Origin of the sequence: Clostridium sp. YIM B02555 (genome assembly GCF_022320955.1) — a bacterium.
GTDB classification, from domain to species: Bacteria; Bacillota; Clostridia; order Clostridiales; family Clostridiaceae; genus Clostridium; species Clostridium saccharoperbutylacetonicum.
The window spans coordinates 11,410-36,453 of sequence record NZ_JAKJJY010000035.1 but is presented as its reverse complement, the minus strand read 5'-3'; the positions used below and the strand labels follow the sequence as shown (position 1 = coordinate 36,453).

The 25,044-nt window shown below is 30.6% G+C and carries 25 protein-coding genes; 6 read left to right on the top strand and 19 right to left on the bottom strand.

Features of this window, described 5'->3' with window-relative positions:
* From L3B98_RS27540 to L3B98_RS27520, 5 genes are all read right to left on the bottom strand, one after another.
* Nucleotides 1–1,037, bottom strand: a 1,037-nt coding sequence (locus L3B98_RS27540; RefSeq protein ID WP_238919049.1) for an InlB B-repeat-containing protein, incomplete at its 3' end; no start/stop codon positions are given.
* A gap of 75 nt (nt 1,038–1,112) precedes the next feature.
* Nucleotides 1,113–1,595, bottom strand: coding sequence for a GNAT family N-acetyltransferase (locus L3B98_RS27535; RefSeq protein WP_077361878.1), 483 nt, complete (start codon nt 1,593–1,595; stop codon nt 1,113–1,115).
* 13 nt (nt 1,596–1,608) lie between these two features.
* Entirely contained in the window at nt 1,609–2,298 is a 690-nt protein-coding gene (locus L3B98_RS27530; RefSeq protein WP_238919048.1) for a tail fiber protein, read from the bottom strand.
* 90 nt (nt 2,299–2,388) lie between these two features.
* Nucleotides 2,389–3,066 carry a tail fiber protein gene (locus L3B98_RS29190; RefSeq protein WP_343073712.1) on the bottom strand — a complete coding sequence of 226 codons (678 nt, stop codon included), beginning with the start codon at nt 3,064–3,066 and terminating at the stop codon, nt 2,389–2,391.
* 90 nt (nt 3,067–3,156) lie between these two features.
* Nucleotides 3,157–3,834, bottom strand: coding sequence for a tail fiber protein (locus L3B98_RS27520; RefSeq protein ID WP_238919047.1), 678 nt, complete (start codon nt 3,832–3,834; stop codon nt 3,157–3,159).
* Between the two features lie 440 nt (nt 3,835–4,274).
* On the opposite strand from L3B98_RS27520, the gene L3B98_RS27515 reads away from it, so the two are divergent.
* Both L3B98_RS27515 and L3B98_RS27510 read left to right on the top strand, forming a co-directional pair.
* The gene (locus L3B98_RS27515; protein WP_238919046.1) at nt 4,275–5,012 is read left to right on the top strand and encodes a hypothetical protein; all 738 of its coding nucleotides are present in this window, start codon (nt 4,275–4,277) and stop codon (nt 5,010–5,012) included.
* A 15-nt stretch (nt 5,013–5,027) separates the two neighbouring features.
* Nucleotides 5,028–5,822: a lysozyme gene (locus tag L3B98_RS27510; protein ID WP_238919045.1), complete on the top strand. Its 795-nt coding sequence runs from the start codon at nt 5,028–5,030 to the stop codon at nt 5,820–5,822.
* Nucleotides 5,823–5,925: 103 nt separating this feature from the next.
* On the opposite strand, the gene L3B98_RS27505 is transcribed toward L3B98_RS27510, so the two are convergent.
* From L3B98_RS27505 to L3B98_RS27475, 7 genes are all read right to left on the bottom strand, one after another.
* On the bottom strand, nt 5,926–6,903 hold the full coding sequence (locus L3B98_RS27505) for a patatin-like phospholipase family protein (RefSeq protein WP_238919044.1): 978 nt from the start codon (nt 6,901–6,903) through the stop codon (nt 5,926–5,928).
* A gap of 182 nt (nt 6,904–7,085) precedes the next feature.
* Nucleotides 7,086–7,931 carry an alpha/beta hydrolase gene (locus tag L3B98_RS27500; protein ID WP_238919043.1) on the bottom strand — a complete coding sequence of 282 codons (846 nt, stop codon included), beginning with the start codon at nt 7,929–7,931 and terminating at the stop codon, nt 7,086–7,088.
* A gap of 12 nt (nt 7,932–7,943) precedes the next feature.
* Nucleotides 7,944–8,306 (bottom strand): DUF4180 domain-containing protein, encoded by a 363-nt coding sequence (locus tag L3B98_RS27495; protein ID WP_275298513.1) that lies wholly within the window; start codon nt 8,304–8,306, stop codon nt 7,944–7,946.
* 14 nt (nt 8,307–8,320) lie between these two features.
* A complete protein-coding gene (locus tag L3B98_RS27490; protein ID WP_238919041.1) occupies nt 8,321–8,809 on the bottom strand; it encodes a helix-turn-helix domain-containing protein in 489 nt (162 codons plus the stop codon).
* Between the two features lie 380 nt (nt 8,810–9,189).
* Nucleotides 9,190–11,184 carry a methyl-accepting chemotaxis protein gene (locus L3B98_RS27485; protein WP_238919040.1) on the bottom strand — a complete coding sequence of 665 codons (1,995 nt, stop codon included), beginning with the start codon at nt 11,182–11,184 and terminating at the stop codon, nt 9,190–9,192.
* Between the two features lie 338 nt (nt 11,185–11,522).
* Nucleotides 11,523–12,587, bottom strand: a complete 1,065-nt coding sequence (locus tag L3B98_RS27480) for a DUF4179 domain-containing protein (protein WP_238919039.1) — start codon at nt 12,585–12,587, stop codon at nt 11,523–11,525.
* Nucleotides 12,580–13,140, bottom strand: coding sequence for a sigma-70 family RNA polymerase sigma factor (locus L3B98_RS27475; protein ID WP_238919038.1), 561 nt, complete (start codon nt 13,138–13,140; stop codon nt 12,580–12,582). Before L3B98_RS27475 ends, L3B98_RS27480 begins: the two co-directional genes overlap by 8 nt.
* Before the next feature lie 203 nt (nt 13,141–13,343).
* Between L3B98_RS27475 and L3B98_RS27470 the strand changes: the two genes are divergently transcribed.
* A complete protein-coding gene (locus L3B98_RS27470) occupies nt 13,344–13,655 on the top strand; it encodes a hypothetical protein (protein ID WP_238919037.1) in 312 nt (103 codons plus the stop codon).
* 39 nt (nt 13,656–13,694) lie between these two features.
* Nucleotides 13,695–14,012, top strand: coding sequence for a hypothetical protein (locus tag L3B98_RS27465; protein WP_238919036.1), 318 nt, complete (start codon nt 13,695–13,697; stop codon nt 14,010–14,012).
* Between the two features lie 80 nt (nt 14,013–14,092).
* On the opposite strand, the gene L3B98_RS27460 is transcribed toward L3B98_RS27465, so the two are convergent.
* Together L3B98_RS27460 and L3B98_RS27455 are read right to left on the bottom strand one after the other, a co-directional pair.
* On the bottom strand, nt 14,093–14,968 hold the full coding sequence (locus L3B98_RS27460) for an SDR family NAD(P)-dependent oxidoreductase (protein WP_238919035.1): 876 nt from the start codon (nt 14,966–14,968) through the stop codon (nt 14,093–14,095).
* A gap of 81 nt (nt 14,969–15,049) precedes the next feature.
* The gene (locus L3B98_RS27455; RefSeq protein ID WP_238919034.1) at nt 15,050–15,247 is read right to left on the bottom strand and encodes a hypothetical protein; all 198 of its coding nucleotides are present in this window, start codon (nt 15,245–15,247) and stop codon (nt 15,050–15,052) included.
* Nucleotides 15,248–15,557: 310 nt separating this feature from the next.
* On the opposite strand from L3B98_RS27455, the gene L3B98_RS27450 reads away from it, so the two are divergent.
* The gene (locus L3B98_RS27450) at nt 15,558–16,019 is read left to right on the top strand and encodes a MarR family winged helix-turn-helix transcriptional regulator (RefSeq protein WP_238919033.1); all 462 of its coding nucleotides are present in this window, start codon (nt 15,558–15,560) and stop codon (nt 16,017–16,019) included.
* Between the two features lie 193 nt (nt 16,020–16,212).
* Here the strand turns inward: L3B98_RS27450 and L3B98_RS27445 are convergent, their stop codons facing one another.
* From L3B98_RS27445 to L3B98_RS27430, 4 genes are all read right to left on the bottom strand, one after another.
* Nucleotides 16,213–16,755, bottom strand: a complete 543-nt coding sequence (locus L3B98_RS27445; RefSeq protein ID WP_238919032.1) for a ClbS/DfsB family four-helix bundle protein — start codon at nt 16,753–16,755, stop codon at nt 16,213–16,215.
* Between the two features lie 67 nt (nt 16,756–16,822).
* Nucleotides 16,823–17,722 carry a YafY family protein gene (locus tag L3B98_RS27440; RefSeq protein ID WP_238919031.1) on the bottom strand — a complete coding sequence of 300 codons (900 nt, stop codon included), beginning with the start codon at nt 17,720–17,722 and terminating at the stop codon, nt 16,823–16,825.
* An 80-nt stretch (nt 17,723–17,802) separates the two neighbouring features.
* A complete protein-coding gene (locus L3B98_RS27435; protein WP_238919030.1) occupies nt 17,803–19,527 on the bottom strand; it encodes a methyl-accepting chemotaxis protein in 1,725 nt (574 codons plus the stop codon).
* A gap of 245 nt (nt 19,528–19,772) precedes the next feature.
* On the bottom strand, nt 19,773–22,484 hold the full coding sequence (locus L3B98_RS27430; protein WP_238919029.1) for a PAS domain S-box protein: 2,712 nt from the start codon (nt 22,482–22,484) through the stop codon (nt 19,773–19,775).
* 341 nt (nt 22,485–22,825) lie between these two features.
* Between L3B98_RS27430 and L3B98_RS27425 the strand changes: the two genes are divergently transcribed.
* Nucleotides 22,826–23,659, top strand: a complete 834-nt coding sequence (locus tag L3B98_RS27425; protein WP_015392078.1) for a methyl-accepting chemotaxis protein — start codon at nt 22,826–22,828, stop codon at nt 23,657–23,659.
* Nucleotides 23,660–23,895: 236 nt separating this feature from the next.
* Here L3B98_RS27425 and rfbA read toward each other — a convergent pair whose 3' ends face one another.
* Nucleotides 23,896–24,783, bottom strand: coding sequence for a glucose-1-phosphate thymidylyltransferase RfbA (rfbA, locus tag L3B98_RS27420; protein WP_238919028.1), 888 nt, complete (start codon nt 24,781–24,783; stop codon nt 23,896–23,898).
* Between the last annotated feature and the right edge of the window lie 261 nt (nt 24,784–25,044).

The window sequence follows — 25,044 nt, the reverse complement described above, 5'->3', positions numbered from 1 at the left end:
CTAAATGTACCACTTCCTGCTGCATAATCTGTTCCACTTCCATTTGCTGCTGTATTCCAGCCTGCAAAGGTATAGCCTGTTTTAACTAAGTTTCCGCTATTCGCTGCCGCGGTTACTGTTTGACCACTTGTGTAACTTGTTGAATCTGTTGGTACTGTTCCTCCTGTATTTCCATTTCCGTTATACGTTACCGTATATGTTGTAGGTACTGGCGTCCACTTAGCATATAAAGTAGTATTTGCTGCTATACTAAATGTACCACTTCCTGCTGCATAATCTGTTCCACTTCCATTTGCTGCTGTATTCCAGCCTGCAAAGGTATATCCTGTTTTAACTAAGTTTCCGCTATTCGATGCTGCGGTTACTATTGTACCACTTGTGTAACTTGTTGAATCTGTTGGTACTGTTCCTCCTGTATTTCCATTTCCGTTATACATTACGTTATAAGTTGATGACGCAAGCCTAGGATTTTGAATAAAAATATCATCAACTCCAATCATATTTCCATTGGCTGGAGTAATACGAAAACCAGCTATACCAATAAAATTAGTACTTACAAGTGTCCATGTACTAGGAGTCATACTGCTAGTAATTATACTTCCAGTTAGTTGAAAAGAACTATCTAATGCTTGAATATTATAGCTTGTACTCCCACCATTAACTGGATTTAAATAAAGACTTGGGAGATCAAAAATACCCTCTCGTGCTCGAATCTCAAGATAATTAATAGTCATTCCGGAGACACCTGACATTCGAAAATAACCACCCGCATTTCCCCCTGCTGAAAAGATTCTAAGTGTTGTACTAGTTGAAGTACCATTTGAACCAATAAAATCAAGACCAGTTGAAAGAACATCCGAAGCCGTTATAGTATCACCTGGTGTTGAAGTTGTTCCTAATGTACTAGCAGTAGTACCAAAGTTCACTGTCCCATCATATGCCAGTGCAAACGCATTTTCATTTTGTGAAAACATTATAAAGATTACTACTCCAAGAATTACTGACACTAATTTAAATTTTCTAATACCATTTCTCATACTATTCCCCCTTCCTTAAATTAAACCTTATGCATTAAAAGGTGAGAGCATAAATACTTACGCCCTCATTTTTCATTAATCAGGAGTCCATTGCATTTCACAATATACCCCCGTATCCCTTATTACATTAAATCCAAGCCTTTCATAAAGAACCCGTGCTGAATAGTTAAACCAGGATACTTGAAAATTTATCTGCTTTCCAGCATCAGAAGCTTCCTTCATAAAAATTTCAAATAATTTACTCCCTATCCCTTTACTCCTGTATTTTGGAAGCATAGCCATTGTAATTATATGAAAAACCTTTTCTCCTTTGTTTATATAAACTCGCCCTACTGGTATATCACTTAATAGAACAACATATAATTTAGCATTTGGATATTCCTGCTGCAAATACTCATGTTCACATATAAACTGCTGATGAATAAGCTTATCTTTTTGATCTCCATCTAATCCCCCTATCCATTCAAGATCTGGACGACTACTAATAAAGATCTCGTAAATAACCTCCTCGTCATAAATACTAATTGGTCTTAAATCTATCTTTGAAATACCCTCCATATATAGCTCACACTTAAGGTCTGTCAGGATATATGCCTTGAAGAGCTATAATATAATTCAAAACCACATAAGGTTGTCTATTATCAAAAGATTGGCCTAATCCTGTTGCACCTGTAGTTCCACTTACATTTACAGTCGTAGAAGCAGTTCCTCCTACAGTTACAGTTCCTTTAACAGGTGTAGTTGCCATAGTTACATTCGGCGAATTTGAAGTATACATTTGTAATAAATCTCCTTGATCGGTCTTTCCTTGAGTAATACACTTTCCTGGCCCAGGAACATCAGAAAGATCAGTCGCTAGTGGATTATTATTATACGCTGGAGTCCCTACATTAGTAGTAACACCAATACTAATGTTGTTAAGTGCTACAGGACCTGTAGCATTAGCTGCAAAAGTATGTGTATGTGGTGGTAAATTGTTTGGAGTTAGTGTAGTTGTTTCTGTTCCACCCTTAGCTGCAAGGTTGTATACACTAGTTCCATTAGATGTTACTAAATTCCCTGCCCCAATTGGTACGCGCCCGCGTAAATCTGGTAACGCAAAAGTAGTTCTGCCATCTCCACCAAACCTATAACCAATTAGTGAAAAAAGTGCTTGATTGATATTCTGATTAATTGGAAGTAGTTGACCATTGCAAAGCGCCCATCCTTCTGGCACCCAATCCATTGGCCATGGCATAATTTGACCTACAAATGGATCCATAATAACTATCCCCTTTCATATTTAGAATTATTCTAGTAAACTTCTGTTTACATATATATTTCCGATTCATCTATTGATTTCAATACACAGTTAAGGCCTGGTAGGATATGTACCTATAGTAGCTATGATATAATTCAAAACTACATAAGGTTGCCTATTATCAAAAGATTGACCCAATCCTGTTGCCCCCGTGGTTCCACTTACATTTACAGTCGTAGTAGCAGTTCCTCCTACAGTTACAGTTCCTTTAACGGGTGTAGTTGACATAGTTATATTGGGCGGATTTGAAGTATACATTTGTAATAAATCTCCTTGATCAGTCTTTCCTTGAGTAATACATTTTCCTGTCCCAGGAACATCAGAAAGATCAGTCGCAGGCGGATTATTATTATACGCTGGAGTACCAACGTTAGTAGTAACTCCAATACTAATGTTGTTTAATGCTACATTACCTGTAACATTAGTTGCAAAAGTATGTGTATGTGGTGGTAAATTGTTTGGAGTTAGTGTAGTTGTTTCTGTTCCACTCATAGTTCCAAGGTTATAAGTATTTCCATTAGGTGTTAAAGTGCCCATACCAACTGGTACACGCCCTCGTAAATCTGGTAATGCAAAAGTAGTTCTTCCATCTCCACCAAACCTATTCCCAAGCAGTGAAAAAAGTGCTGCGTTCTGAGTAACTTGAAGTATTTGACCATTACAAAGTGCCCATCCTCGTGGTGCCCAATCAATTGGCCATGGCATAATTTGACCTAAAAACGGATCCATAAAAACTCTCCCCTCTCATATTTAAAATTACTTTAATAGACTTCTGTTTCAAAATATATTTGCGATTTATCCCTTGATTTTAGCACACAGTTAAGGTTTGCTAGGATATACACCTTGAGTAGCTATAATATAATTCAAAACTACATAAGGTTGTCTATTATCAAAATATTGACCTGATCCTGTTGCACCTGTAGTTCCACTTACATTTACAGTCGTAGAAGCAGTTCCTCCTACAGTTACATTTCCTATAACAGGTGTAGTTGCCATAGTTATATTCGGCGGATTTGAAGTATACATTTGTAATAAATCTCCTTGATCAGTCTTTCCTTGAGTAATACACTTTCCTGCCCCAGGAACATCTGAAAGATCAGTCGCTGGTGGATTATTATTATACGCTGGAGTTCCGACGTTAGTAGTAACTCCAATATTAAGGTTGTTAAGTGCTACATTACCTGTAGCATTAGCTACAAAAGTATGTGTATGTGATGGTAAATTGTTTTGAGTTAGTGTAGTTGTTTCTGTTCCACTCATAGTTCCAAGGTTGTATGTACTTCCATTAGGTGTTAAAGTGCCCGCACCAACTGGTATACGCCCGCGTAAATCTGGTAAAGCGAAAGTAGTTCTTCCATCTCCACCAAACTTATTGCCAAGCACTGTAAAAAGTGCTTGATATTGATTGATTTGAAGTACTTGACCATTACAAAGTGCCCAATTTACTGGTGCCCAATCAATGGACCATGGTATAATTTGACCTAAAAACGGATCCATAAAAACTCTCCCCTCTCATATTTAAAATTCTTTAGGAAACTTCCGTTTCCATATATATCTAAATTTTCAAAGAATATTTTCTTATTCCTCAAAAATTTAAAACCAATTATGTAATATAATTCTTCAAATAATATATAATTACCATTTAATTATATATTTCTATATAAATTTCAAAAAACCTTCTTAAAATACATATTTTTTCTGATTTTTTATAATATTTCATAATTTTTTTAATTTAATTTACTCATTAGTAATTAACATTATTATTAGATGTATTTTTTACAAGAAATATAGAATATAAAATAATATTTTTCTAATTTTATATTTTATATCATAAATATTATTAAATATTGAAGGATAATTTTCCCATCATGTAGAATATTTACACAAAGTATACATAATGTTGGTATAAAATATAATTATGAGAGGTGAAATGTAAAATGGGTGAATTATTTATTAACCAAATTGTTCCAATTATTACTACTGCAATAGTCTCTATATTGGTATACATAATAAAAAGAATTGGAGATGCAGTAATAGAATTATTAGTTACTAAGAAAAGGGAAGTGGATCTAAGAATAGCATCAAGTGGACATGAAAAAGAGTTAAACACTGCAAAAGAAGTCTGGAATATTGTCGAAGAAAAATTTAGGATCAATGAAAATTGTTCAGTTTTACTAGGGTCTAAAATGGATGAATTCAACAAATTATTACTAAGTAAAGTCCCTGGCTTAACTCAAGCTGATTTAGATTATCTAAGACAAGCTATAGCAGGAGAAGTAAATAAATATAAAAATATAGAATCCACACAGCAAGTAACATCTATGAATAATGTAAAAAAATCCGAATTGCCAATACCTGAAAATATAAGCACTAATCCGAACCTAAAAATAAATAATGTTTCTACTATTTCAGAAAAAAATTCAAATTTAACTACTAACACTAATTTAAAAACAAATTCCAATACAGCTACTAACACTAACGTAAACGCAAATCCTGATAAGACCAGCAATTCTAATACAACAGTAACTTCCAATATAGCTACTTATACTTCTCCTAATACAAATTCAAGTAATAAAGATTTAACTGCTAGCTCTAATGTACAAGTTGATAATCCAGATAACAAACAATTCCTTGGCACTACTGTAAATGCAATAAGTGCAGATGTTCCAAATTAGAAAGAGGTGATGTAAATGGCAAAATGGCAATGGTGTTTAGTCGATGATAATAATGTTTTATTAACAGGCTGGCAAAAAGTAGGAGACTTTTGGTATTATTTAAAATCCAATGGTGCAATGGCTACAGGATGGCTGCAAGACGGTAGTAGATGGTACTTTTTAAATGAAAATGGGCAAATGTTAACTGGCTGGTATCAAGATGAAAGTACTAAATGGTATTATTTATACGAAACCACCGATTCAACTAAAGCACAATATAAAGGAGCTATGGCTGCTAATTGTACACTAACAATTGATAATAAAAGTTATTCTTTTAATTCAGATGGATCAATGGAAGATGGCTCCTTAGTCTCAGATGCTGGCATAGACTTTATTAAATCTTGGGAAGGATTTTCCCCTGAACCCTATGTTGATTGTGTAGGAGTTTTAACCCTTGGTTATGGAATGACTGGTGATGAAATCAAGGGACTTTCAAGTGTTACAGAAGCTCAAGCAAGTGAAATGTTAAAAAACCTCATAAACACCCAATATGCAAATGTAATTAAATCAGACTTAGATGATAAAGGGGTAACACTAACCCAAAACGAATTTGATGCTTTTGCAAGTTTTTCATACAATTGCGGCACAGGTGCTTTGTTAGGCTCAACCTTGTATAGTAACGTAGTTGCTGGTGTTAGAGATCCTGATACGATTACTGCCAATTTTCAAGCTTGGAGTAATGGCGGAGGCCAGAGAATAGAAGGCCTTTATAGGCGAAGGACAAAAGAAGCTGCTATGTTCTTATATGCAGATTACACTGGAAATGTATAAGTGACTTAAATTATATTGCCGTATCAATGAAAGGTTAACCTCTAAGGCACAATAAAATAGTTAATTATTTTATTGTGCCTTAATTGTAGCTACTTTTGCAACATTATTGTTTCATTATATTTCCAAAATAATTCATAGTAGCCTTATATCCATTATCTTTTAAAGCATTCTTTTGATCATCTGTCAATTTAAAATCTAATGTTCCCACACCAGCTGGATCAATAAAAACAGTTCTATGATGATTTTCCATTCTAAAACAATATTCATATGAAACATTCATAATTGCATCATAAATACAAGCTAAATGTGACAATAGTCCATTATCCTCTTTTCTTTTAGGAGTAAGAATGCTTGATTGAGTTGATAATATAAAACCTAAAGTTTTTTTAGGAGAAATCTCTTCATCAAACACTTCAATAGGATAATTATACATTGTACCTCCATCTACATAAGTATTATTATTCCAAAGCAATGGTTCAAACACAAAAGGAATAGACATCGATCCCCTTACTGCAGTTACAACCGACATGTTAGCTGTTTCATCATTTTTGTGCCATGCAAGCACGGTTTTACTATAATTTGCACAACAAAGAACTATTATGAGCTCATTCCCTGTTTTTTCATACAATTGAGCAAAGGTGGTAGTTTCATCAAAGCCTTTAAGCTTAAACATTGATATAAGCCATTCTAAGAATACGCTTCCATCACAAAGTCCCTGCTTTCTAACTTCATCAGTTATAACATCTATCCCCTTTAATAAGAATTCCTCTAAAGGTTTATTCACCAAACTCTCTATATTTACATTTGATTTTTGCAGAAATGTAGCAAAGTCCACACTACTCATCTGCTTGTCTAATTCATTAGCATTCATTCCTATTGCTAATAGCGCTGCAGTAATTGCCCCTGCACTTGCTCCTGCAAATCTTTTCACATTTTGAAATAATTTCTTTTCCTCTAAAGCTTTTATTGCGCCTACATAAGCAAGTCCTTTAATTCCACCACCACTAAAAACTAAAGCTTCTGGAATTGCTACCTTATCTTCAAATTTGGTCTCAGTAATTTTAGGGTTATACAAACTCATAATATCCTCTCCTTTTTCTCAAATATAAAAAATTATATCAAAAAATGTATTTATTTGGTTATATTATAACATATTTTAACATAATTCTCATAAAATATTAAAAACAGAAAATACTATAATTAAAAAATATTTTTAAGTAATTTAACCTCACTAACAAAAAAGAGCCAAAAAAAACAAGGGTATTATAATAAATTCAACCATTCTATTATCTTGCTTATATCATTAACATTAGAATGTCCTGCTTCAGGCAAAAGATTTATTTCTGCATGTGGAAGTAAGCTACTTAAACGCCTTGCAGTCTTATCTGAATGTAACATTATATCCTTTTCTCCTACAAATAGCACTGTTGGCATTGTTAACAGCTTTAGTTCATCATCAGAGAATATAGGAATGCTCTCTCTCCTATAATTAAAGTGCCTTCCTATAAGTTTTTGATATTTTAACATTTCTTCTGGTATAGCCTGATTACCATTAACTTTGTAATATAATTTATCTATACCCTTTTCACCTAAAATCCCATGAATTAAAGCTTTAAAAATAAAAGCTTTCTTTTGTGGTCCAACACCAGATGGACAAAGCAATACAAGTTTAGTTACCATTTCTGGATAATATACTGAAAACTTTATTGCTAGCCACGCTCCAAGTGAAATTCCAATAATATTAGCCCTTTCCACTGATAAATTCTCAAATACCTCCTTAAGCCATTCCGGATAACAAGAGCCACTTAAGGAAGGCCTGTTTTCATCACTTTTCCCCGGCTCACCTAACATATCTATTGCATACACTCTGTAAGTTTTAGAATACTCTTTTATATCTCTTAACCACATTACAGAATTCATGCCACTCCCATGTAGTAATATAAGAGGTGGATTACTTTTCTCACCACTAGCTATAATAAAAGTCTTTCCATATCTAGTATTCACATAAAATTTTTCATAGGCTAATGCCGATTTCTGAAGAAATTCATCATAAAGTTTTATAACCTCCTTTCTTCCTGCTTCAGTTTTAAATACACTATTCATTTTCATTTCTCCTTAGTGTCATAATTTCGAAATCCAAATTTCAGCCTCTTGAATATTCTTAAAGGTTCTAAAATTGTTTCCTTTGTTAGCTTCCATAATCATTTCTTTAAATCTATCATTATACTGTTCTTCGTCTTCTATAATCACTGCAACTTTCACATGATAGTTTATAAATTTTTGTAATGCCATACCTGCAAGCATTGTCTTAAGATTAAAGAAATCTTCAGATAACACCTTTGAATGAAAGATAATTGTATAAATGTCCTTTTCCATACAAATAGATATGCAATCCACCACATCTTGCTCTGAAGAAAGTTTCCAAGCTTCAGAAGCAAATTCAATATATTTAACATTATTTTTATTTACTACTCTATAATTCAAAATCTTCACTCTCCTTATAAATCTCTTTGTTCCACAAGCATAGAAATGGATTTTAACATTTCTTCAATGAAGCTAACAGTCCCCCATAGTAAAACCCTTAACCTATTTTCTTTTTCATCGTATTTCATATTAATTGTCGATTTGCCCATTTTAGGATCTTTACAATTCATTACTGCTATAAGCGTATTTGATATTCTAAAATATTCGTCTTTATCTACATCATTTATATCAACGACCGTTGATACATTGATTTTTTGCTTTTCAGTGACTTTAACTTCTCCATTAGTAATAAAATCAATATTTGATTCTTTTGTAATATTTTTATCATTTATATTAACATTATTTTTTTCCATAAAAAGACTTAAATCATGACCAGAAATTCTCCATTGCTTTCCAACTTTACTTGCTGCAAGCTTTCCTTCTGTTATAAACTTTCTTATAGTTTTGTGATGCATTCCTAATATTTCTGCTATTTTATCTATTGTATAAAATTGATTTTCCATACAAAATCTATCCTTTCAAAAGTAATCTATGATCAAATTATAATAATTCTTTTTACCATCGTCAAGCATTTTATTATACTTTATTGTATTTTGTTGCACTTTATTGAGCATTTTCTAAATTTGCAATAAAAAATCGCAGGCGACTGTGGAGCCGGAGATTTTTAATATTAAGTTCCGTATTGTGCTTCGCACTCTTTTTATAGGTGCGCATCTGCCTTTTCGAACAATGTACACATTAGAAATGGCAGCTATGCTGGATATGAAAAAGAGAACCTGCTCCATCTGGACTAGGTTCCCCTTAATTATTTAGATGCATTATCAAATTATAATTTATATAACTTACCTAATGTAAATTAAAATTTATTTTTATAGCACCTAATTTACATTTTAAATCGTTCTGCGTGGGTTATCATTTCCCCTGTTCTAACTTCAAGGTTTTTAGCAGCATCAGAAACTTCTATAGATGAATTATTCATTTCTTCTAAGGAAGCTGCAATTTCTTCTGAAGCAGCAGCTGATTCTTCTGCAATTGCAGCAATATTATCTATCTTTAAAATTATATTATCTTTTTCCTTTGTTATTTCTTCTGAAGAATGGGTTATATTTTCTATCTTCGGAATAATTAAATTAACCGCTTCTACTATACTATTAAATGATAATATTGTATTATCTATTGAACCTGCTTGATTATTAAAATCCTCACTTACAGCTTGAGTTGTATTTATCATAATTTCATTTTCTGCTGAAATTGTACCTATTAATTTTGTTATATTTTCAGAGGATACTTTTGACTGTTCAGCAAGTTTTCTTATTTCATCTGCTACAACTGCAAAGCCTTTTCCAGCTTCACCAGCTCTTGCTGCTTCTATAGCTGCATTTAGTGCTAATAAATTTGTCTGTTCTGCAACTGAATTTATCATACTTGTTATTTCATTAATTTTATTTATATTAGTACTAAGATTTTTAATTTTAGCTTCAAAGCTTATAAATGTATTATTTGTATCTTTCACAGAACTAGCAAGATTGTACATTTTATTGTTACTCTCATTTACTAAAGTCATAATGCCTTTTGAATTATCATGAATATCAACAATCTCATTGCCAATTTGTTCTAAGCTATCGCCAAACTTACCTAACGAATTAGTCATTTCCATTAAATCCGTAGATTGAGAGGTTGTCCCTTTTGCAACATCTTGAATTGCAGCTGAAACTGCTTCAGAAGAAGCCCTCATTTCTTCAGCTACTGCTGATAAGTTTTGTGAATCCATATCAATATTGCTTGAATTATCTATAACTGATTGCAACATACCTCTTATTGATTGCTGCATAGAATTTACAGCTTGAATCATTTTACCAATTTCATCCTTCATAGACAAATGATTTTTTAATACTGGATTTGAAAAATCTCCTGATGCTATTGTTACAACATAATTTGTTGCAATTTTAATTCTAGTTGCAAAATTATTTGATATAAAATATACAACAACTAACCCTATTAATAAAAATATTACTGCTAAAATAACTATGCCCAATTTTAAACTGTTCAACTCAGACATTATTTCACTTGATTCTACTAAAATACCAATGGACCATGATGTTCCATTAACAGGCGCAAAAGCTATATATTTTTCTTTTCCCTCAAACATATATGTTCCATAGCCTTTTTCGCCAGCTACCATTCTTTTTTCTATTTCAGCAAGCGATTTTAAACTTGAATCCTCTTTAACATTTTCTAAAACATTGTCCATTTTTAACACTAAATCTTTATTATAATGAGCTACTGATACTCCCTGGTTATTTATCATAAAACTTTTACCAGTATTCCCAAAAGTAATATCATCAGTAATTCCACTAATTTCATTACCATCTCTTGTTGCTGTTAAAACACCAATAACTTTGCCATCTTTTTTTATTGGAGCAGCATATTTTACAAGTATTGAATTATTGACCTTACTTATTAAAGGATCAGAAACATTTAATTCTCCTGCAACAGCTTTTTTAAAATAATCTCTATCTGCAATATTAGTAGTAGTGCCATCAGTAGAAATAATCTCTCCCTTTAAATCTGCTATCCCTATTTTAGAATATTTATAATCCTTTACATCTTTATCTAATAAATCAAGTTTTTCTTTAATTGAAATGGAATCATCAGACAAATATTTCTCATTTGCAAGAACTCTTAATATATTTAACTGTTCATCAACCCTACTTGAGACTAATTTAGAAGCCTGTTCTGCAATTGATATCATAGTTTTATCTGTGGTAGTTTGAAGTGAATTAGCTGATCTTTGCAATACAAAACCACTTAGTCCTACTATAACTATAAAAATTACAACCTCCATATAAAGAATCATTTTAGTTTTTATACTTTTCATAACCAAACTCCCCCTTTTTACCTCACCCATAAAATTAAACCTTTACATATTTTAATATATTTTCATAATTAAAATGAAAGATATCACTCTAGCACTTATAATACATTTTTCGAGTAAAAAATCACTTTTTTATAATAATATCAATTATGAAAACACTTTCCTATTAAGTTATATTATATCCTAATGTATAAATTATTTCAATTTTATTAATAATTCTACAATGTTAAATATTTATTAACTTCATTTATGCAAAAAATAGCAAAAAACAGAAGTTTTCTTAAATTAATACATAAATCAAGAAAACTTCTATTATTGCTACCTCTTCAATTAATAAATAATTATTTAATATTTATTGTAAATTCCTCTCCAGCTTTTTTATACTCATCAAAACCTAGCTCTTTACCACTATGTTCTGGAACTTTTACTACATATGGTGTTAGTATTAATTTACTCGCCTTTTCATTAAGATTTCCAACTAAGACATTTTCATATCTTAGTACAAAACAATTTTCTCCTTCTCTAGCTAAATCGAATATAATCTTATTTCCTAAATCATCATGTCCTTTTAATAAAATATTGTAGGCTTCATTATTAGCTGAATTATCAATGATTTTACCATATATTTTTTGACCTAAAGAATTACCTGTGTATTTTTCTAATATATATTTACTTCCATTATCAAGTTCAAAGCCATAATCAAGGTTTACTGTTTTAGTGTCTATTTTAAGCTTATCTCCATTGGTTTTAAATTCAAACTTCCAAATCCCATTTATATTTTCTTCATCACCATTTAACGTAATCTTTGAATATAATATTTTTATATTTAAATCACCACTTAAATCCATATTTTTTATTGAATCTAAATTATATCCAATTACTGCTTGTGTAGTATTATTATCTATTTTTTCTATCCCCCCACTTGCTCCTGTATATTTAATTTTTCTATTATTTATATAGATTGTCATAGTTCCACTCCAAAAGTCGTCCTCTTTTAAAATCCTGTCTGAACTTATATTAGTAGATACAAGTAATTCATTACCATCTAATATTACTTCATTTAATTTAACTGAAACTCCATTATCCGTAATAACTTTATTAACTATGGTACTGTAATCTTCTAAGTTCTTTTCTATTCCCAAGGCACTCGAAATACTTTCACTGACTAAATTTATTTTTGATAAAGCATACGCTCTTGTATTCCCAAAAGACATGCCTGTTATTAATACCACTATTGCAGCTGCTGCTATTACTTTTCTTCTATTACTTTGTTTACTATTGCTCTTAATAGCTTTTCTAATATTCTTTTTAAGTAATTTCTTTTCAATATCATTAAAATCATCTTTTCTATATTCCTCTAAATTTATTTTTGCATCATTAAGCAAACTATATATATCATTATTCATACTTAGCACCTCTTCTATTAGTATTAAATATATCTTTTATTTTCTTTTTTGCCCTAGATAATCTATTGTATATGACTTCTTTTTTCATTCCATATTCTGTACTTATTTCATTAATGTCCATTTCTTCAACATATAGCTTGTATAGTAAATCTCTATCCTTTTCCTTTAAACAATCAAGTAGCTCTTCTATTTCATTACTTAATTCATTTTCTAATGCTTTCCTTTCAATACCATCCTCACTGATATTTAAATCCTCTATGTTCTCATGTTGCAGATCTTTTAAATATTTTCGTTTATAGTCAATGCATTTAAATTTACATATACTTGCAACCCAATTTTTAAAATCACTTTTACTTTCATCAAAACTATTTATGTTGTTCCAAATCCCTAAGAGAATATCATTTATACATTCTTCTTGGACACTATGAATACCATATAGATGTTTTCCTACAATAGATTTTATAATCCAGCCATAATTGTCAATAACATAATCTAAGGCTTTTTCATTCCTATTCCTTAATTCTTTAATGTAGTTATATTCATTCACCTTCATTTTTTACCTCTTCCCACAAAGCAAGCTTGCATTTAATAAGTTTATACTTACATATATTAATTCGTGCAAAAAAAGAAAAACCTATCAAAATCATAAAATAATTTTGACAGATTTTTTTCATTAAATCATCAATTTAAAATTTGAATATTTAAATTAAAGTTCCACATAATAAGTTTATATTAAGATCTTAAGGTGGTTATACTATGAAAAAATTTTTATTAATATTCTTAATTACGATATTTTTATCATTTAATGTGACACACTTAGCCTTTGCTGTTAACATTTTTAAAGAAGGTATTTATAAGGCAGCTGATTTTAATTTTTCCACAGAAAATACCTACAGTGTTCAAAATGTATCTCCGAAAGATAGTGTTTATATACTTCTTTTTGATGAAAATCAGCTTCAACTTCAATCTATACGATTAGGTCCTCAATCTGGAAAATATAATTTATTACCACTAAAACCTGACTACAGAATTGCAATAGTTGGTAATGGAGATGTATTCATTGATTAGACAGTAATATCAATATAACAAATTTGAAAGGTGGTTTTTATGAAAAAATTTTTAAAAGTGGAATTAATTTTAGTATGTGTACTACTTAGTTCCTTCGTATTAATTCCTACATTTGCAGCAACAACCTTTAAAGAAGGTGTGTATCAATTATCTAACCTCAATATTACACCCAAAAATCGTTATACTATTCAAAATATATCACCTGATAATAGTGTTTATATGGCATTATTTGATGAAGATCAGCGTCAAATACAGTCTATTCATTTACCACCCAAATCAGAAAACTATAGCTTGATTCCTCTTGAACCTAGCTATAGAATTGTTATTATTGGAAAAGGTGAAGTTATTATTTCATAGTAAATTCTTTATATTAAAAATACTTATTTGCTTTATCGCGATTTTAAAAATCCAATGATTTCTTTATTATATTTATCTATTTAATCTATAAAACCTTTTTGTCTCAATAATACCTCAGTATCACTCCATAACTTGTTTTGCATTATCTTATCTTCACCTGGATATATAGGAATTATAGGCTCTCCTGTTACAACATTAAAATATCCACCTGTTACACCATCATATTTGGAATCTGTTGCTAAACGAATTATAATATCTGCTCCTTTACGTGGATCCCCAATATGCAAAAACTTCAATATACGTTCAAGTAGAGGAGCAAACCAAAGCTCTCGCCCAAGACCAGTAACATTAAAACCTGGATTAATTGCATTAACTATAACTCCAGTTCCTGAAAGCCGCCGTGCCAATTCCGCATTGAACATAATATTTAATAGTTTGGTTTTTCCATAGACAATAGAGGACTCTTTAGCTGTAAAATCAGATACATCTGTCAAGTCTTCTGGCAACTTGAGTTCACCATGGTTACGTGATGCTTCAGAAGCAACATTTACAATCCGTGCATTTTCTGACCCAATTAGGGTTTGCAGCAATGTATTAGTTAATAACCAAGGTGCTAAATAGTTAACTGCTATCATTTCTGCAACCCCCTCAGAAGTTAATCTCTGTTCAAAGGCATGCAGTCCAGCATTATTTACTAATATATCAATTCTAGGGTAAGCAGCTTTAATCTCCTCCCCAACCCTTTTTACGTCTTTCATTAATGATAAATCTCCAAAGAAAAAGTCAATCTTAGCTTTAGGATTAATATTTTCCAGCATTTTTTGGGTTGCTTCAGCTCGTTCTTTGTTTCTAGCTGTTAATATAAGATGTGTGTGTTGCTTCACTAATTCAATTGCAGCTAATTGCCCAAGTCCACTTGTAGCACCAGTAATTGCAACCGTTTTTGATTTATCCATAGCCATCCTCCTTTAATTCAGTATAGATATCCAAATTAATAATTCAACTTATAAATGTAATATATATGCATTATTGATAAATTATAATCGTAATACTACACTAGAAATCAGATACATTTTTTCTGGAAGCAGGCATATGAAATTGAGCTGATGATGGTTCTTAATTGGGGCTTGTTTCATTTTAAGCTTGTCTAAAAGTGAATGTCCAAAAAGTAAGTGTCCAAATTTTATATTTGGAAACACGAACTTTCTCCCTGGAGCTTTTATATTTGGAAACATGAACTTTCTCCTTGGGGATTTTACATCTGGAACACGCTGAAATTACGACAAGCCGCCATTTAGAACCTTCCAGCGAAAATTTCACTAGTCCTGTGGAAGATAAATGTATCTTATTTCGGTAATTGTTGCATAAGTCTAATTCTCGCTTTGGATATCTTTATAATGTAGAACATTATTATATATTTGCACAATATACTTTAATCCCTTGACACACTTCAGATAATTAAATATACTTGACATATATCAAGTATATTTAATTGTTTGATATATGTCAACTATTTTCACTAAATTAATTTAATCGAGGTAAGCTATGAATGAAAATTCACAAAACAAAAATACTAATAGGGTTCAATTAGAGCAGAAGTTAGGTGAGCAGCTAAATGTAATAATCAGCGCATCCCATGCACTTAATGTAAGAACTGCAGCAAGTTTCGATTCTACATTACAACCTGCAGCTTTTCTTATTGTTCGTTGGCTTTTCTCCTTTGGCCCAGCAAATGCAACAGTTCTATCAGAATCAACGGCTATGGATCGAAGTTCAGTTAGTCGCCTTTTAAATCAGCTAAAGAATCTTGGCTATGTAAAAAGCGAACAGTCTCCAAGTGATCGACGTGGTGTACTTCTATCCCTAACTGAACTTGGACGACAAAGAACAATAGATGCTTTAAAAGAGAAAGAAATTGCTTTTTATGAACGAATTGAAAATTGGAACGATTCCAAGCTTGAAAATTTTATTGAACTACTTAAAGATTTCAATAGTAACAGCAATTAATATTCTCTCTTATATTAATTGCTCAAAATAAAAGCATTAATTGAAATATAACAATTTTTTTGATTATTTCAATTAACGCTTTTTATCTATACTTCTTCGCAAAACCTAGTAATATCAATAATTTTAATAGAATTCCTTATTACTTATAATATGTTTACCCATTCTTTATCCTAAAATCTAATATTGTATTCAACTACATTCCCTTGCAATTCTTAATATGTGCTTTGATTTTTTTCATTGCCCAATCATAATGACTTGCAGTGTTACTTACAAAATACGAACCCAAGGTACTTCCACCAACCCATTTATATGTACCCTTTGAAAACAGTTCTTCATTTGAAAAATTATCTGCCAATTTCATAACTGTTTGGTGAGACTTGACCAAGCTTTCTTTAGCCTTATCTAAGGATGTATTTTGATGCTTTTCAGCAAAGCCTACATTCATAGCTCCATAGGTTTTCCAATTATATGGCACTGGTAAAAATGATCTTTCATTGCCACTCATATTAGCTGAAACCCAATTTAAAAGAAGCTGATGCCATTCATATAAATGAATAAGCACATCTCTAAGATTTTTGTCTCTACTCCAATGTGCTTCTTTCTTCTTATCATCTCTTGAAAAGTCAAATGGTGTTCTCAATTCTTTTTCCGTCATTGAATTAACAAGTATAGTCAACTTTTCGAAATTGCTATTTGCTCCACTTATTAAGTCAGTTTTAGTAGCTGCTCTACTCATATAAACATCCCCTTATACTTTATTTAATCCAATTATAATTCTAATAATATGATAACGCTGTGTCATATTATAAATAATTTTTCAAGTTTTCTTCTAATCGTGTTTTTATTATATCCTTCACTCGTTCAGGCTCTAAAACAGTAGCAGAACTGCCATAGGAAAGTATGTATCCATATACCCACTCATCTTCAACAAAATTCATGGTTACCGTGAAACTGCCATCAGTATTTCGAATAACATTATTTTCATGAAACTCGTCTAACACTCTATATTCCTTATCAGCTTCAATACGCATAACAATTTTACTTGTTGGATAATTATATTTCAGGTCTTCTTTCTCTACCTTTAAAGCTACATCCCGTGGAACAAATATTTTATCTGTAACCACTACATTTCTCATTCTACTAAAACGAAAACTACGAAGTTCATTTTTATCAAGACAAAAAGCTTTTAAATACCAAGTTTTATCTTTAAACCAAAGTACATAAGGTTCAACCATCCTTCTACTGGATTTATTTTGTGCCGATATATAATCAAAAGACAACAATTTACGCGCTAAAATTGCTTCCTTAGATTTTTCAAACTGCTCTTTTATCAAGTTTCCCCAATCACTATAATCAATCTCAAAGAAACTGGTATTGTTCTTTCCAAAAAACAAGCCTAACTTTGATAATGTGCCTTCAACTATGGTTTCATCGAAGGTGTTAATGCTGTATAAAGCAGATAAAATATTATTCTTTTCTTCATCTGTCAAAACTGTTTTGTTTAATATAAAATTAGGAAGCAAGCTAATTCCGCCATTTCTTCCTTTACTCATATATACAGGAATCCCACTGGCAGAAAGAATTTCTATGTCACGATATATAGTCCTTGCAGATACTTCAAAATGCTCTGCCAATTCCTTAGCAGAAACCTTATCTTTATCAAGTAAAATATACACTATTTTAAACAAACGATTTATTTGCATACTATCACCCCTCATAATAAGAATACCACATAAATATGACAACATTCTGTCTTATTTATGTGGTATTTAAAATACATGCTCTAAATTTTAAACTTGGACATTTCAATTTTTAATTTATCTGAACTTTCTTTTGTATGTGCAACCTGTTCTAAGACTGCATTAGATTTATTACTGATTTCTATTACCTTATTTGCTATATCTACAGTTCCGCTTGCTCCATCACTAGAAGCATCTGCTACTCCCTCTATAGTTTTTAAAATATCACTAATTGATGCTAAAAGTTCCTCTGAGGTTGAGCTGAAGTCCATTACAAGGTCATCTACAAATTTTGCATCTTCACTATACTTTCCTGCTACTTCAAGCATATTACTATAATCATTCTGAACATCCTTTGACATAAAGTCTAAAAGATTATTTGAATTAAGTGAAAGACTATTAACCGATTCTACAACCTTATTTGTTACATTATGTATTTTCGATACTGCATCCTTTGACTGTTCAGCAAGTTTTCTGATCTCATCTGCCACTACTGAAAAACCTTTTCCTGCCTCTCCAGCTCTTGCCGCTTCTATTGCTGCATTTAATGCTAATAAGTTTGTCTGCTCTGTTATCTTCATAATAGAATCAGATAACACGTTAATCTGTTCAACAACTTTTGAATTTTCTAAAGCTTTCTCTAGTCCATCTTTTGTATTTAAAAATGTACTAAGAGCAAGTTTTTGAGATTTTTCAATATTTTCTTTAGTTTCTTGCGCTCTTTTATTTATTTCTCCTGCTTGAATTGCTCCTTCTTGTGATTTTTCTGCTATAGATTGTACTGCCTTCCCTATTTCTTGAGAAGTTGCTGAGGTTTCTTCTGCTGAAGCTGAAGTTTCCTCAATAGTTGCTGAAAGTTCCTGTGTAGTTGCTGAAACATCCTCAATATTCCCATTGAGAACTTTCACCTCATTATTCACTGTGTTAACAACCTCTTCTATATTATCTGATTCCTCTATAATATTTTTAATTAATGTTCTTAAGCTTACATATATATTATCTAAAGCTTTTGCCATTGTTCCTATCTCATCTTTTCTCTTCTTAACTTCTGCAGGCATTTCACTTGTAAAATCTCCACTTGATAGTATGCCTAAATAATTAACTGCAATATCTAATGGTTTAACTATATTTCTTGTGATGACCATAGACATTAAATAACCTACTATTATAGAAACAGCTATAATTACAGCAAACATTATTGTTGTTTCTTTATAATTCTTATTGTTTGAATTATAAACTTCATTAGCTGATTTTTGATTATATATAGCTAAATCTTTTAAATTTGTTTGAAAACTATTAGCCACATCTTTAATACTTTCAAACTTCTCTAAGGCTTCCTTTGGTTTTCCAGCTAAAGCTAGTTTTAACACTTCATCTCTTCCGTCTCTATATTTTGATAAATTATCCTCTAGTGTTGGAATTAAATCTTTTTCATACTTATCTAGCTCTAATTTTTTATAGTTTTGAAAATTGCCATCAAAGTTTTGTTTTCTTTGCTCAATGTCTTTCATTTTTTCATTTTGCTTATCTTTATTATCTGGATATAATATTATGTAATAGATATCAGCTTCAATTGCTCTAGCTTGATTTCTGTTATCATTTAACCAGTCAATTGCATTTAATTTATTATTGTACATTGATTCCATTTTGTCATTACTTATCTTTAATTGAATGTAACCGAAAGCACCAACCAATATTGTAAACATTAATAATACTAAACTTAATAATTGTAATTTACTTTTTATTTTTATATTACTTAATTTCAACATATGCATACCTCCAAAATATATTTTCTTTATAAACTTTTAAGCATTTCTTCTTAAAAATGCATTTATTTTACCAAATTCGACAATTATCTGTATGTTTATTGTATCATTTCCAAAGTATATTTTCAACATATTTTTATATAACTTAACTTTCATTCTCTACATTTTCCATATTATGAATAATATAGACAAAAAAATTATGTTCCCTCACACAACAATTCATATTTCTTGCTATGTAAGGGAACATACTATTTATATATATCTGAAAATTCAACGTTCATTTTTTCAATAAAATTATGGTTATTTTCCACATAGTTCTCTTTGCGATATTCAAAGGCAATCTTTTTCTCTGGCAATTCTATTATAAATTCACTACCTTCTCCTAATATACTTTTTGCAGAAATATTACCTCCATGCATTTCTATTAGAGATTTTGATAAAGATAATCCTATACCACTACCTTCTTGTTCTCTTGTAAATGATTTATTAACTTGTTTGTAACGTTCAAATATCGTATTAAGCTTATCTTGAGGTATGCCAATTCCATTGTCTTTAATGGATATAATAACTTTATCCTCATTTCTAGTTACATTTACATGAATATATCCATTAATTTTTGTAAATTTAACTGCATTTGAAAGAAGGTTAAGTATTATTCTTTCAATCATATCAACATCACAAGCTATTATTATTTCTTCAGAGTCACAGTCAAATACAAGCTCAATATTTTTAAGTTTAACAAAATCTGTAGTTGATAGTGTTATCTCTTCAATAACACTAACTATATTGTGATTTTTCAATTCAATTTGCATGAAGCCCGCATCAATTTTAGTTGTATCTATCAAATTATTTACCAATCTTAAAATCCTTAAACAATTTTGTTTCATTGATGCCAAATGCTTAACCATATTTCCTTTGTTGGAAAGCATATCTCCATTTACATATAATTCAAACAACTGTATTGCTCCTAGCATCACATTTATTGGAGTTCTAAGTTCATGAGACATGTTAGCTATATATTCACTTTTCAACTTATTGGCTGCTTCTGCCTCCTCCTTGGCTTTTGTTATCTCTTCCTCTAAAAGCTTTCTCTCTGTGATGTCTTGTATTGTCCCTCTTAAATAAATCAAATTATCCTTATTATCAAAATATTTCTTAGCTTTTAAACTAATCCACCCAGTTTTGTTATTAACGCCAACATATCTATATTCCATGCTATCTAAAGTTCCAGCTAATAAATCTGATTCTGCTTGTTTAACATATTCCAAGTCCTCTGGATGAGTATATTTACTTAAAGTTTTCTTGGTAGGAACAAATGCTTGTGGTTTAAATCCATATATACGGTATATTTCATCTGACCAGTAAATCTTATTTTTTAATACATCAAATTCCCAATCTCCCAAATGTGCTAACTCATGAGCTTCGATCAATCTTTTTTGGATTCTTTCTAAATCCTTTTCACTTTCCTTTATCAAAGTTATATCTGAAAATATAGCTGCTGTATATCCCTTTTTAGGGCAGTAATAGTTGACATTATACCACCTATCCATTATATCTGAATAAACTTCCATAGATATTGGTTCACCTGTCAACGCTACCTTACCAAATAATGCAATCCAATCAACACTTGATTTTTTAATGTTTGGGAATGCTTCAGTAGCTTTTTTTCCAATAAGTTTAGCACTATTATTTCCTGTAATTTTTTCATATGCTGGGTTAATTTCTGTAATTATATAATCAATAGGCTTTCCAGATTCATCTGTGATTATTTTATAATAGGAATGCCCTAGATTCATCTTATTAAATAAACTCTTGTATTTCTCTTCTCTTTCCCTTAATTTATTTTTTATTTTCACTTTTTCAGTAACATTCTGGCAACAAAGCACTCCAGCTGTAAAACTACCCTCTTTATCATAGATTGGAACACCATTTACCTCAATATACATAGTAGTCTTCTCATATTTTATATAGATTCTATAACCTAATAATTTTTCTCCTCTAATCACTCTTCGAGATGGCATATCCTCTTCCGGTATTAAATTCCAATCCATATCATAACATTCAGCTTTTCCAATTTTATCTCCAGCACAACTAAGATTGCTTAAGATAGGAAGATAATCTTCCCTTGCAGTTTTGTTGAAATTAGTGTATTTTCCAACCTTGTCGAATATTATTACAGCATCAGACATATTTTCAATTATAGCTTCCACTTGTTCTTTTTGTTCTTTTATTAATCTATTTTGCTCTTCAATACGTTTTCTGTTTAAAATTCTTTCTGTAATATCTGTAATATTTTGAATTAAATATTTTACCCTTCCATTTTCTAAAATAGGTATAATTGACGATTCCCAATAAAATTTACAAGTTTCTGATTTTTTATGTTCATATTGTGAAATACGATAAACTTCTCTTTTTTTAATAATCTCTCGCATTTTTTCTTCATGATAACTGCCTTCAAAACCTTTAATAAACCTATTTATATTTAACCCAATGCTATTTTCTTTAATATTATAAGGCTCTTCTAAATAATTCAAAAAAGCTTGGTTAGCTTTCAATAAAATTAGATCTTCTGAATATATACAAATACCGCAGCTATTATCTAAAGAAATCTGCTCAACATATTGAAACTTATATTCAAGCCTTGAATCAGGCTTTTCCACAAAGTAATAAATTTTCTCATTTATATTCTTTATTTCTTCTATAAACATATAAATCTCTCTTGCTTCAAAGGTCTTGGTAAAAATGAAACCTTCTTTATCTCTAGCGTTAATATCTGCATCACATATATCAATAGTTAACCTCAATTGTTCTTTACATACTTCAGACATATTTTTATATAAAAAATCCTGTTGAGTATAACCAGTCAATTCTAAAAAAGCATCACCTACATCTATAACTTTTTCATTACGAGTTAATATATATGATCTATTTTTAAACATATTGTAACCAATTTCATCCATCCCAATAACCCCTCCTATAATATCCTAAAAAATAATATATGATACATTTTTACCCATTTTCTATTTTACATCAAAATTACATAAAATACCACTTAATATTCTATTCATATAGAAAATATCACTACTTTTATTTTTCAACGTTATGTCTTTGTTCTTTAGAAAAAAATATATTAATTTATGATTTTCAATTTTATCAGTCAATATATAAAACATCTTTTGCTTGAGAATCCATTATATATAAGAACGTGTTTTTATTGACATAACATCTCACAACACTTAAACTGATATTGTCAGATATGGCATTTAATTTTAAAATATATTAATTAAAAGGAGTTTAAAACATGAAAATTTTTGAAGACGAAGACATACTTCTTAACCTAAGTTATTTATTACCCTTTATTAGTTCTTTATTCGGTGATGATATAAGCATGCTAGTTTCTGATAGAGAAAAGATACTTAAAGTAGTAAGACATGATACAAGTGTTGGTAATAGTTATGGAGAAGGTCACTCATTACCTACTGATATCCCTGCTTATAAATGTATGCAAGAAAACAGAACAGTAGTTAGCAATATATCAAAAGAATACTTCGGTGTTCCATTAAAAGCTGTGGCAGCTCCTATAAAAAATAGAGATGGAAAAATAATTGGAAGTATAGCTATAGGTAAAAGAGACTGGGGTAACGATATTGATGCCCACGCAGAAGCTTTTGTAAGCTCCTTTAATGAAATCTCAAATGTTGTTGAAAATGTCGCATCTGGAATACAAGACGTAGCTAAATCTAGTAATGATATATTAAATGAAATAAATAAAACTAATGAAGATATGAAAAAGACAAATGAAATTATAGACTTTGTTAGAAATATATCAAAGCAAACAAACCTATTAGGACTAAATGCTGCCATTGAATCAGCAAGAGCTGGAGAAATGGGAAAAGGCTTCAGTGTAGTTTCTAATGAAATAAGAAACTTATCGAGCTCTACCAGTCAATCAATAAATGAAATTACTACAGTTCTAAATAACCTAAGACTTTCAGTTGAAAGTATCACAGGTAAAGTTTATGAAAATAATCAACTTTTTGAAATGCAAGCTGCTAATATAGAAGAAATTAATAGCAGTATAGCTGAACTTAATAATACAGCCAAGCTTATAAAAGAAATTGCTGAAAGAGTTTAATTGGTAATTTTATACACAAAAAGAGGCTGTCGCACTAAATGAACCGCTCCCTGTCAAGTGAGCAGTTAGAAAAACAAACTTGTTGCCGCCCAAAGGATGAAGAAATGCTTGAGCCGTATGGGTTAGAAACTCTCATGTACGGTTCTTAGGTGAGGGAAAGGGAGCAATCCCTTTTTCTTAATCGATTATACAGGTAGCTCCTTATCAGTTGAAATTAAAATCATGCTCCAATTATTCTATTTTAATTTTTTACTTTCAACTTCCTCAATTATATTCATTAGATACTCTCCATACCCGTTTTTCATTAATGGTTTTGCTAAATCAATAACTTGCTCGGACGTTATCCATCCCTTTCTATAAGCAATTTCTTCAATACACGCAATATACGTTCCTTGTGTATTTTGAACTGCTTCAACAAAATTAGAAGCTTGAAGCATAGAATTGTGAGTTCCTGTATCAAGCCATGCCATTCCTCTTCCTAACAATTGAACTTTTAAAGTTCCTTCTTCCATATAGATTTTATTTAAATCAGTTATCTCTAACTCACCTCTTAATGAAGGTTTTAATTTCTTAGCTTTTCCTACAACTGAATTATCATAAAAGTAAAGTCCTGGCACTACATATTTAGATTTAGGTATTTGTGGTTTTTCTTCTAATGAGATGACTTTTCCATTTTGATCAAATTCAACTACCCCAAATGATTTTGGATTTTGAACATAATAGCCAAAAATACATGCTCCCTTTTTTATAGCTGAAGCTTCTTTTAAGTGGTCTGAAAAGCTTTGACCATAGAAAATATTATCTCCAAGTACCATTGCAACATTGCTTTCACCAATAAATTCTTCTCCAATTATAAACGCTTCTGCAAGACCATTAGGTTTTTCTTGAACTTCATAACTAATATTTATTCCTAATGTATGTCCATCGTTAAATAATTCTTCATAATCAACTATATCTCTTGGTGTTGAAATAATTAATATATCTCTTATTCCAGCAAGCATTAAAACTGACATTGGATAATAAATCATTGGTTTATCATATATTGGTACCATTTGCTTTGAAATAGCTTTAGTTACTGGATATAATCTTGTTCCAGACCCGCCAGCTAGTATTATCCCTTTCATTTTATCCCTTCTTTTATCCGTAATAGTAATACCCTTCATTCTATATTTAACACTTATATAATATTAGTTCATCTATTAAAAAGTGACTTAATAAATCATATTTAAGTTTTGCTTGCAATTCTTCTTTTTCTCTTTTAAGTATTTTTACTTTTGTAAGATGAACAGATAATACCTTCTATTTTCTTCAACACAAAAAGTAAAATCTATGCAAGGTAAGAGTGATGTATGTATTATTTCTTCCTTTCCCCACCTCTCTTCAAT